The sequence below is a fragment of the Pseudomonas sp. HY13-MNA-CIBAN-0226 genome (assembly GCF_040310305.1).
Lineage (GTDB): Bacteria > Pseudomonadota > Gammaproteobacteria > Pseudomonadales > Pseudomonadaceae > Aquipseudomonas > Aquipseudomonas gregormendelii.
Genome location: NZ_JBEOPS010000592.1, coordinates 1 through 239, shown reverse-complemented (window position 1 = coordinate 239; position 239 = coordinate 1). Strand labels below are relative to the sequence as shown.

The window sequence follows — 239 nt, the reverse complement described above, 5'->3', positions numbered from 1 at the left end:
ATCCAGCACACCACCAGCATGAAGGCGGCGGTCATGCGGTCCAGGGTCTTGGGCTCCGGACGGCGGCCAGTCTTGACCACCAGGCCCTTGAGGCCCTCGCTGGCACCGATGTAGTGGCCCAGGAAGGACTTGGCAATCGCCACAAACGCAATCAACGGTGCGGCAAAGGCAATCGTCGGGTTATCGAAGTGGTTAGCCAGGTACGACAGGATCGACAGGTTCTGCGCTTTCGCTTCGGC

The 239-nt window shown here is 61.5% G+C and carries 1 pseudogene; it reads right to left on the bottom strand.

Annotation, left to right across the window (positions count from 1 at the left end):
* Positions 1 to 239 (bottom strand): annotated as a pseudogene (locus AAEZ05_RS30050) (HAAAP family serine/threonine permease); the annotation flags it as partial.